This is a genomic window from Mycobacterium parascrofulaceum ATCC BAA-614, assembly GCF_000164135.1.
In the GTDB taxonomy this organism is placed as follows: domain Bacteria; phylum Actinomycetota; class Actinomycetes; order Mycobacteriales; family Mycobacteriaceae; genus Mycobacterium; species Mycobacterium parascrofulaceum.
Map to the genome: position 1 here is coordinate 213,208 of NZ_GG770558.1, position 9,584 is coordinate 222,791.

General features: G+C 69.2%; 11 protein-coding genes. 10 read left to right on the forward strand and 1 reads right to left on the reverse strand.

Features of this window, described 5'->3' with window-relative positions:
- The coding region (locus tag HMPREF0591_RS24330; RefSeq protein ID WP_007171357.1) for a permease at positions 1-1,115 on the reverse strand (1,115 nt) is incomplete at its 3' end.
- 370 nt (positions 1,116-1,485) lie between these two features.
- Here HMPREF0591_RS24330 and sepIVA point away from each other — a divergent pair.
- From sepIVA to HMPREF0591_RS24380, 10 genes are all read left to right on the forward strand, one after another.
- Complete coding sequence (gene sepIVA / locus HMPREF0591_RS24335; RefSeq protein ID WP_040623960.1) at positions 1,486-2,223, forward strand: cell division protein SepIVA; 738 nt, start codon at positions 1,486-1,488, stop codon at positions 2,221-2,223.
- A gap of 60 nt (positions 2,224-2,283) precedes the next feature.
- The gene (locus HMPREF0591_RS24340; RefSeq protein ID WP_007171359.1) at positions 2,284-2,868 is read left to right on the forward strand and encodes a YceD family protein; all 585 of its coding nucleotides are present in this window, start codon (positions 2,284-2,286) and stop codon (positions 2,866-2,868) included.
- The gene (gene rnc / locus HMPREF0591_RS24345) at positions 2,865-3,578 is read left to right on the forward strand and encodes a ribonuclease III (RefSeq protein WP_007171360.1); all 714 of its coding nucleotides are present in this window, start codon (positions 2,865-2,867) and stop codon (positions 3,576-3,578) included. Before HMPREF0591_RS24340 ends, rnc begins: the two co-directional genes overlap by 4 nt.
- A 111-nt stretch (positions 3,579-3,689) precedes the next feature.
- Positions 3,690-4,550, forward strand: coding sequence for a DNA-formamidopyrimidine glycosylase (mutM, locus tag HMPREF0591_RS24350; protein ID WP_007171361.1), 861 nt, complete (start codon positions 3,690-3,692; stop codon positions 4,548-4,550).
- Between the two features lie 166 nt (positions 4,551-4,716).
- Positions 4,717-4,953 (forward strand): FeoA family protein, encoded by a 237-nt coding sequence (locus tag HMPREF0591_RS24355; protein ID WP_007171362.1) that lies wholly within the window; start codon positions 4,717-4,719, stop codon positions 4,951-4,953.
- Complete coding sequence (gene feoB / locus HMPREF0591_RS24360; protein WP_007171363.1) at positions 4,950-6,863, forward strand: ferrous iron transporter B; 1,914 nt, start codon at positions 4,950-4,952, stop codon at positions 6,861-6,863. The genes HMPREF0591_RS24355 and feoB overlap by 4 nt, the downstream gene beginning before the upstream one ends.
- A gap of 113 nt (positions 6,864-6,976) precedes the next feature.
- Positions 6,977-7,423, forward strand: coding sequence for a NifU family protein (locus HMPREF0591_RS24365; RefSeq protein WP_244269093.1), 447 nt, complete (start codon positions 6,977-6,979; stop codon positions 7,421-7,423).
- Between the two features lie 156 nt (positions 7,424-7,579).
- Positions 7,580-7,993 (forward strand): OsmC family protein, encoded by a 414-nt coding sequence (locus HMPREF0591_RS24370; protein ID WP_007171365.1) that lies wholly within the window; start codon positions 7,580-7,582, stop codon positions 7,991-7,993.
- The gene (locus HMPREF0591_RS24375) at positions 7,980-8,273 is read left to right on the forward strand and encodes an acylphosphatase (protein ID WP_007171366.1); all 294 of its coding nucleotides are present in this window, start codon (positions 7,980-7,982) and stop codon (positions 8,271-8,273) included. The genes HMPREF0591_RS24370 and HMPREF0591_RS24375 overlap by 14 nt, the downstream gene beginning before the upstream one ends.
- 192 nt (positions 8,274-8,465) lie before the next feature.
- On the forward strand, positions 8,466-9,584 hold a 1,119-nt coding region (locus HMPREF0591_RS24380), incomplete at its 3' end, for a chromosome segregation SMC family protein (RefSeq protein ID WP_007171368.1).

Consider the following 9,584-nt stretch of genomic DNA (forward strand, 5'->3'; position numbering starts at 1 on the left):
TGGCACTCGTGTTCGTGTCCGCCGTCGGGGGACCCGCCCATCATCCGCAGCATCGGCATGCCACCGGAGGTGAAAAAGCGGATGACCAGCACCGCGGCGACGGCCAGGAAGGCGATGTTGAGCCAGGTGGTGTAGTTCCAGGAGATCGACGCCTCCATCACGGTGGCGTTGCGTTGCTGCGGGATGAGACGTGTTGCGCCGAAGATCAATTCGACCAGGTAGCCCGCGGCGACCATGGCGGCGTAGAACGTGCCCAGCAGCGTCAGCATCATCCGGGTGCCGTAGTACTTGCGATAGATGTTGAGGATCGGCAGGATCAGCAGGTCGGCGTAGATGAACGCGATCACACCGCCGAAACTGATGCCGCCGTTCCACAGCACCGCGGCCAGCGGCACGTTGCCGATCGAGCAGACGAAGGACACGATCGCCACGAAAGGCCCCACGATCGGGCCCCACAGCGTCGCCAGGCCCGGGTCGTCCGCCAAAAAGAATGTCTCCCAGAACTTTCCGGGCACCCACGCGGCGATCGCCCCCGCGATCAACAGGCCGATGACGAGGTCGCGCAGGATCGCCATCCACTCCATGACGAAGACATGGGCGACGGACGTGAAGCCCTCCGCGGAGAAAAGGCGCTGCACGAATGAACCCTGCTTCTTGATGGACATGTCCATGGCCGCGTGGCCTTCCATCGAGCCGGCGACTCCGCGGTCGGCCTGCTCACGGGCGGCGTCGATGAGGCGCGAGCGCACGAACAACCGGAACAGCACGGCGAGGACCACGATCATCAGCGGGCCGCCGACGAACTCCGCGGCGGTGAATTGCCAGCCCATCAGCAGGGCCAGGATGATGCCCAGCTCCACCACCAGGTTGGTGGAGCCGATCTCGAACGCCATGGCGGCGGTGAAGTTGGCGCCCTTGCGGAACAGCGAGCGGGCCAGCGCCACCGCGGCGTACGAGCACGACGAGGATGCGGCGCCGAGCCCGGCGGCCAGCGCCAGGGTCCGCGGCCGGTCGTCGCCCAGCAGCGCCGTTACGGTCGAGCGGCGCACCACCGCCTGCACCACGGCCGACAGGGCGAAACCGAGGATCAGCGCCCACAGGATCTCCCACGTCATCGATCCCGCCACCGCCAAGGCGTGTCCGATCGCTGCCAGCACGAGCGCCTGATCCTCCCCATCGGTTGCCGCGAAGACCCAAACCTATACCCCTGAGGGGTATAGGTCAAGCGCTGCGCAGCGGTCTGGCCAGGGCCTGGAGTGGCCGTGCTCCCTAGAATGGCCGCAAAGGTGCCGCCAACCGTGGCGGCGCGGACGGGCGTTTCGATGGATTCCACTGGTGACGGCGATGTCGCGGGCGCTGTGTCGGGGCGTTTCGCGTCGTCGCGGTGGTCAAATGTCCGACACACCGGCCTCGCCACCGCTGTCACAGAGACAACACCAGGCACACTGGTAACAACACGTTTGCAGACGCCAGGAGGATATGGCCGTGTACAGAGTCTTTGAAGCGCTCGACGAACTGAGCGCCATCGTTGAAGAAGCACGCGGCGTTCCGATGACGGCCGGCTGCGTGGTGCCGCGGGGTGACGTGCTGGAACTGATCGACGACATCAAGGATGCGATCCCCGGCGAGCTGGACGACGCCCAGGACGTGCTCGACGCGCGCGACTCGATGCTGCAGGACGCCAAGTCGCACGCCGAATCCATGGTGTCCTCGGCGACCACCGAATCGGAATCGATGCTCAACCACGCCCGTGCGGAGGCCGACCGGCTGCTGTCGGATGCCAAAGCCCAGGCCGACCGCATGGTGAGCGAGGCGCGCCAGCACAGCGAGCGGATGGTCGGCGAGGCCCGCGAGGAGTCCATGCGCATCGCCACCGCGGCAAAACGCGAGTACGAGGCGAGCGTCGGCCGCGCCCAGGCCGAAGCCGACCGGTTGCTCGAGAACGGCAACATCTCCTACGAGAAGGCCGTGCAAGAGGGCATCAAGGAGCAGCAACGCCTGGTGTCGCAGAACAGCGTGGTGGAGGCGGCCCACGCCGAGGCGACCCGCCTGATCGACTCGGCGCACGCCGAGGCCGACCGGCTGCGCGGGGAGTGCGACATCTACGTCGACAACAAGCTCGCCGAGTTCGAGGAATTCCTCAACGGAACGCTGCGCTCGGTCGGCCGCGGTCGTCACCAACTCCGGACGGCGGCCGGCACGCACGACTACGCGGTGCGCTAACCCCCTCCACCGCGCGGGCGCGCCCTGGAATTATGCGGCGCGCGCCGTAGGATTTCTCCTATGACGCGGCAGCACAGCACCACCTCGCGGCGCCGTCTGAGCTCCCCGATGACGATCGACATCACCCGGCTCGGCCGGCGTCCCGGGGCGATGGTGACCCTGCGGGAAACCGTGCCCAGCCCTGCGCGCATCGGCCTCGACATGATCGCGATCGAGGCGGGCGCCCCCCTGGAACTGGACCTGCAAGTCCAATCGGTCTCCGAAGGCGTACTGGTGACGGGCACGGTGGACGCGCCCACCGTCGGCGAATGCTCGCGCTGCCTCACCCCGGTCGACGGCCGCGTGCAGGTCCGGTTGACCGAACTGTTCGCCTACCCCGACAGCACGACGGAGGCGACCACTGAGGAGGACGAGGTCGGTCACATCGTCGACGACACCATCGACCTCGAGCAGTCGATCATCGACGCCGTCGGGCTCGAGTTGCCGTTCTCGCCCGTGTGCACCCCCGACTGCCCCGGACTGTGCCCGGAATGCGGCGTTTCCCTCGCGGCCGAGCCCGGCCATCACCACGACCGCATCGACCCGCGGTGGGCCAAGCTGGCCGGCATGTTTCCCGAGCCCGAAGCGCCGCGGGGTGACCGATGACGTCGCGGGAAGACCTGCTCGAGGCGCTCGGGGTCGAACTGCCCGACGAACTGCTTTCGCTGGCGCTGACGCATCGCAGCTACGCCTACGAGCACGGCGGCCTGCCGACGAACGAACGCCTGGAATTCCTCGGCGACGCCGTGCTGGGCCTGACCATCACCGACGAGCTCTACCACCGGCATCCCGACCGCTCCGAGGGGGACCTGGCCAAGCTGCGGGCCAGCGTCGTCAACACCCAGGCGCTGGCCGACGTCGCGCGTAAGCTGTCCGCCGACGGCCTGGGCGTGCACCTGTTTCTCGGGCGCGGGGAGGCCAATACCGGCGGTGCCGACAAGTCGAGCATCCTGGCCGACGGGATGGAGTCGCTGTTGGGCGCCATCTACCTGCAGCACGGCATCGATACGGCCCGGGAGGTGATCCTGCGGCTGTTCGGCGGGCTGCTGGACGCGGCGCCGACGCTGGGCGCCGGGCTGGACTGGAAGACCAGCCTGCAGGAGCTGACCGCGGCGCGGGGCATGGGCGCGCCCTCCTATGTCGTCACCTCCACCGGGCCGGACCACGACAAGGAATTCACCGCCGTCGTCGTGGTGATGGACACCGAGTACGGATCCGGGGTGGGGCGATCCAAGAAGGAAGCCGAGCAGAAGGCCGCGGCGGCGACCTGGAAAGCCCTCGAAGTGCTGGACACCGCGGGGAAAACGTCCGCCTAGGCCAATGGGCGATGACCCGCTGCGCCCGGCTTCGCCGCGCTTGCGATCATCGCTGGTCGATGGGCGATGACCCGCTGCGCCCGGCTTCGCCGCGCTTGCGATCATCGCTAGATGCCCGAATTGCCCGAAGTCGAGGTGGTCCGCCGCGGCTTGCAGGCCGGTGTCGTGGGCAAGACGATCACTGCCGTTCGGGTGCACCACCCGCGCGCGGTGCGCCGTCACGAGGCGGGGCCCGCCGACCTCACCGCGCGGCTGCTGGACGCCCGGATCACCGGCACCGATCGGCGCGGCAAGTACCTGTGGCTGGTGCTGGACGGTCCAGGCCAGCCGGACACCGCGCTCGTCGTGCACCTCGGCATGAGCGGGCAGATGCTGCTGGGGGAGGTGCCGCGCGCCGACCACGTGCGGATCTCCGCGCTGCTCGACGACGGGACCGTGCTGAGCTTCGCCGACCAACGCACCTTCGGCGGCTGGATGCTCGCCGACCTCGTCGAAGTCGACGGCAGCGTGGTACCGGCCCCCGTCGCGCACCTGGCGCGCGACCCGCTGGACCCGCGTTTCGACCGCGATGCCGTCGTCGATGTGTTGCGGCGCAAGCATTCCGAGATCAAGCGCCAACTACTCGACCAAACCGTCGTGTCGGGCATCGGCAACATCTACGCCGACGAGGCGCTGTGGCGGGCCAAGGTGAACGGCGCCCGGATCGCCGCGACGCTGAGCCGCCGCCGGCTCGGCGCCGTCCTCGACGCCGCCGCCGAGGTGATGCGCGACGCCCTTTCGCAAGGCGGGACGTCGTTCGACTCGTTGTATGTCAACGTCAACGGCCAGTCCGGCTACTTCGACCGGTCGCTGGACGCCTACGGGCGCGAGGGGCAGAACTGCCGGCGCTGCGGCGCGGTCATGCGCCGGGAGAAGTTCATGAACCGGTCGTCGTTCTACTGCCCCAAGTGCCAGCCCCGACCGCGGCGTTGAGTGTGCGCCTCGGGCTTTGGACGCCTACTCGGTGGTGCCGATTGCGCCGTCGAGTAGGAAAGGTGAGGTTATCCTCACCTCGCGTCGTTATCCTGGGTGGCATGGTGGACCTGTGGTGTCGAGGCGGCTAGTGCGGAACTCAGTTCGTGTCCCGGATGCGCCGACCGTGCTCGCTCAGCTCGCGCCGGGCCAGCGGGCGACCATCGTGGGCGTGGTGGCGGCGGCGGCTCCGGCGGTGGCGGGCCGGCTGCGGCAATTGGGGTTCCGCCCGGCGTCCGCCGTCGAGGTGATCCGGCGGGCCCCGATGGGCGACCCGACCATCTACCGGGTGCAGGACACCGAACTGTGCCTGCGGCGGCGCGAGGCGCGGCTGATCGAGGTCGACCCGGGGAGCGACGCATGACGTCGTGTCACGAGGAGGGCGGCGCCGCGGTCGCGGTCGCGGGCGTGGCGCGCATCGCCCTGGTGGGCAGCCCCAACGCGGGCAAGACGTCGGTGTTCAACCACTTGACCGGCCTGCGCGCGAAGACGGGCAACTACCCGGGGGTCACCGTCGGGCGCAGGGTGGGCCTCACACGAATGGACGGCGTCGAAATCGCCGTGGAGGATCTGCCGGGCACCTACAGCCTCGAGCCCATCAGCCCGGACGAGGAAGTGGTGTCCGACCTCCTGGCCGGCAACGTCACCGGCGCCGACCGGCCCGATGCGATCGTCCTGGTGGCCGACGCCACCACGCTGCACCGCTCGATCACGCTCGTCGCCCAGGTGCTGCGGCTCGACGTTCCGTGCCTGCTGGCCCTGACGATGACCGACGAATTGATCGCCCGCGGCGGCGGCATCGCCGTCGACGACCTGTCGACGGCGCTGGGCATTCCGGTGATCCCGGTGATCGCGCACCGGGGCGGGGGCATCGACACCCTGCGCGCCCAGCTGGCGTCCTTCGACCGGTGGCAACGGCCCCCGATCCTGCCGCCGGGCGAGGACGACGCGATCGAGGCCTGGGGCCGATCGGTGCTGAAGGCGGCCAAATACGTTGCGCCGCAACCGGACCGGCGCACGCGGGGGATCGACGCCATCGTGCTGCATCCGCTCTGGGGCAGCGTCATCTTCTTCGCGGTCATGTTCTGCTTCTTCCAGGTCGTCTTCACCGTCGCCGCGCCACTGCAGGACCGGGTGAGCCAGGGGCTCGGCTGGCTCGGTGTGCTGGTCAGCGACCATGTAGGCAACTACGTCGTGCGCGGCCTGCTCGGCCAGGGAATCATCGGCGGCGTCGGGACGGTGCTCCAGTTCATCCCGCAGATCGTGTTGCTGTTCCTGTTGATCGCACTGCTGGAAAACGTCGGCTACATGGCGCGGGCCGCGTTCCTGATGGACCGGGTGATGGCCGCGACGGGACTGGAGGGCCGCGCCTTCGTGGCGATGCTTTCCTCGTTCGCCTGCGCCATCCCCGGGATCATGGCCACCCGGACCCTGCCGTCCTCGCGGGACCGGATCGCCACCATCATCACGGCACCGTTGATGACGTGCTCGGCCCGGCTTCCGGTGTTCACCCTGCTGGTGGGGCTGCTGGTGTCGCCGCAGACGCAGTGGTGGGGGTTCAGCGCGCAGGGCGTGGCGATGTTCCTGCTGTATCTGTGCGGCGGCACCTCCGCGCTGATTGCCGCCTCGCTGTTCAAGTCGACGATCCTGCGCAGCGACCTGCTGCCGTTCACGATGGAGCTGCCCCCGTACCGCTTCCCGTCGCTCAACAACGTGCTCATCACCATGTGGGATTCGGCCAAGGTGTTTCTGCGCAAGGCCGGAACCATCATCCTGGGCACGTCGGTGGTGCTCTGGGTGCTGCTCAATCTCCCCGCACGGCAGGCCGAAACCGCGCACATGTCGGCGACGGAGACCACCGCCTATGTGATGGACCACAGCTACGCCGCCGACGTCGGGAAGGCGATCGGGCCGGTGTTCAAGCCGTTGGGGTTCGACTGGCACATCAACGTCGCCCTGCTCGGTTCCTTCTCGGCGCGTGAGGTTTTCGTGTCCACCCTCGGGCAGGTCTCGGCGGCGACCAACCCCGAGGATCCCCATCAAGCCCTGGTCGGCATGACCGACGACGACGGGCACAAGGTGTTCACCTCGTCGACCGTCATCGCCTTGATGGTGTACTTCATCTTCGCGCTGCAATGCATGTCCACCGTCGCGGTGATGCGCCGCGAAACCAACTCGTGGCGTTGGCCCGCGTTCGCGTGGTGCTACATGTTCGTCCTGGCCTGGACGATGGCGTTCGTCGCCCGCTCGATCGCGGTCGGGGTGGGCGCATGATTCCCCTTCACGCCACCGCCACCACGAATCCGCGCCAGCTGCGCTGGGTGGTACCGCCCGACCGCCTGCCCCCGCGCGGCGTCGTCCGGCAAGCACCCGGCAGGCTGGGCGCCTTGCTGGACGGCGGGACTATCGCCGAGATTCTGGTGGGCACCGGGGACATGCTGATCACGCTCGGCGGCGATGGCGGCTGGCGCGAGCTGGGGGACGACGTACGGGCGGCGCTCGGCGAGGCGCTGCTGGAGCCGCAGGGCTGGACGGTCGACGAATCAGCCGCGCCGGATCTGGAAGGCGTCGCAGCCGAACTGCTCGCGGGACCCGTTGGCGCGCTTGCCGCTTCGCACGGCGGGTCGATCGAGCTGGTCTCGGTGGCGGGGCATACCGTGACCGTGCGCATGATGGGCGCCTGCGACGGATGTCCGGCCGCGTCGTCCACGCTGCGCGACGTGTTCGAACGCGAACTGCGGCGGCGGTTCGACGATCGGGTCGTGGTGTCGTGCGAAACTGGTTCGCCCGCAATCTCGTTGGGCAAAAGGCTGCTCTCGCTGATCGTCCGCTGAGGGAGCTCTCATTCGAAGCTGTCGCGGCGGCCCGGCCGTCGGGCGTGCGTCCACGGCGTTGAGTGTGCCCCTGGGGTGGCGACACACCGCGTGGCCTCACCCGGAACGCACACTCGACGAGGCATAGGCCACGCGCCGCCCGGTAAAAAGGGGGGCATGACCGAACTGTGGGTGGAGCGCACGGGATCGCGCCGTTACACCGGATATAGCTCCCGCGGTGCGCAGGTGCTTGTCGGCTCGGAGGACGTCGACGGCGTGTTCACCCCCGGCGAGCTGCTGAAGATCGCGCTCGCGTCCTGCGCCGGGATGTCCAGCGACCAGCCGCTGGCGCGCCGGCTGGGCGACGACTACCGGGCGGTGGTCCGGGTGTCCGGGGCCGCCGACCGCGAGCGCGAGGTCTACCCGCGCCTGGAGGAAACGCTCGAGCTGGACCTGTCGGGGCTGTCCGCGCAGGAGAAGGAGCGGCTGCTGGTGGTGGTCGACCGGGCGATCGACCTGGTCTGCACCGTCGGGCGCACGCTGAAAGCCGGCACCGAGGTCGATTTCAAGGTCGCCGATGTCGGAGCCTGACATCCGGCTCACCGCCTGGGTGCACGGCAAGGTCCAGGGCGTCGGCTTCCGCTGGTGGACGCGCTGCCGCGCGCTCGAGCTGGGCCTCACCGGTTACGCGGCCAACCAGGCCGACGGCCGCGTTCTGGTGGTCGCCCAGGGGCACCGCGAGGCCGGCGAGAAGCTGCTGGCGCTGCTGGAGGGCGGCGACTCGTGGCCGTCGAGGCCGGGCCGCGTCGACAAGGTCGTCGCGGACTGGTCGCCGTCACAGGAACGGTTCGACGGCTTCGTCGAGCGCTGAGACGGCTCCCTGGCCGCAGATTTGATAGCGCCGGCGCTATCGCGTTTCGGGGCGCGACATCACCTCGCTTCCCGTGACTGATGTGGCCACTGTGACCAGTGCGGCAAGCTCTCAGCGCCGGCGGCATTTCCACGCGGGCGACACCCCGCGGTGCGGGTGGCTCGGGCGATTTGAGCGGTAGTCTGGCTCGCCGTGTACCTCAAGAGTCTGACGCTGAAGGGCTTCAAGTCCTTCGCCTCGCCGACGACTCTGCGTTTCGAGCCGGGCATCACCGCGGTGGTGGGCCCCAACGGCTCGGGCAAGTCCAACGTCGTCGACGCCCTGGCCTGGGTGATGGGGGAGCAGGGGGCAAAGACCCTGCGCGGCGGCAAGATGGAGGACGTCATCTTCGCCGGCACCTCGTCGCGGGCCCCGCTGGGCCGCGCCGAGGTCACCGTCACCATCGACAACTCCGACAACGCGCTGCCGATCGAATACTCGGAGGTGTCGATCACCCGCCGGATGTTCCGCGACGGCGCCAGCGAATACGAAATCAACGGCGCCAGTTGCCGGTTGATGGACGTGCAGGAGCTGCTGAGCGACTCCGGGATCGGCCGCGAGATGCACGTCATCGTGGGGCAGGGCAAGCTCGACGAGATCCTGCAGTCGCGGCCCGAAGACCGTCGCGCCTTCATCGAAGAGGCCGCCGGCGTGCTCAAGCACCGCAAGCGCAAGGAAAAGGCGCTCCGCAAACTCGACGCGATGTCGGCGAACCTCGCCCGCCTCACCGACCTGACCACCGAGCTGCGCCGCCAGCTCAAGCCCCTGGGGCGCCAGGCCGAGGTGGCCCGCCGCGCCCAGACCATCCAGGCCGACCTGCGCGACGCGCGGTTGCGGCTGGCCGCCGACGACCTGGTCAGCCGGCAGACCGAGCGCGACGCCATCTTCGAGGCCGAGGCCGCCATCCGTCGCGAGCACGACGAGGCCGCCGCCCGGCTGGCGGTGGCATCCGAGGAGCTCACCGCGCACGAGGCGGCGGTGGCCGAACTGTCCACGCGGGCCGAATCGGTCCAGCAGACCTGGTTCGGGCTGTCCGCGCTTGCCGAACGGGTCGCCGCGACGGTGCGCATCGCCAGCGAACGCGCGCAACATCTCGACGTGGAGCCGGCACCACCCAGCGACACCGACCCGGAGGCGCTGGAAGCCGAGGCCGAACGGGTGGCGGTCGCCGAACGACAATTGCTGGCCGAACTGGCCGAGGCGCGCACGGCGCTCGACGCCGCCCGCGCCGAACTGGGCGAGCGCGAGCGCGAGGCGGCCGAGGCCGACCGC

Coding starts and splice junctions, on each gene's coding strand:
- HMPREF0591_RS24370 (WP_007171365.1), top strand. CDS start 7,580: ATGACCGAACTGTGGGTGGAGCGCACGGGATCGCGCCGTTACACCGGA.
- feoB (WP_007171363.1), top strand. CDS start 4,950: ATGACGTCGTGTCACGAGGAGGGCGGCGCCGCGGTCGCGGTCGCGGGC.
- HMPREF0591_RS24340 (WP_007171359.1), top strand. CDS start 2,284: ATGACGCGGCAGCACAGCACCACCTCGCGGCGCCGTCTGAGCTCCCCG.
- mutM (WP_007171361.1), top strand. CDS start 3,690: ATGCCCGAATTGCCCGAAGTCGAGGTGGTCCGCCGCGGCTTGCAGGCC.
- rnc (WP_007171360.1), top strand. CDS start 2,865: ATGACGTCGCGGGAAGACCTGCTCGAGGCGCTCGGGGTCGAACTGCCC.
- HMPREF0591_RS24375 (WP_007171366.1), top strand. CDS start 7,980: ATGTCGGAGCCTGACATCCGGCTCACCGCCTGGGTGCACGGCAAGGTC.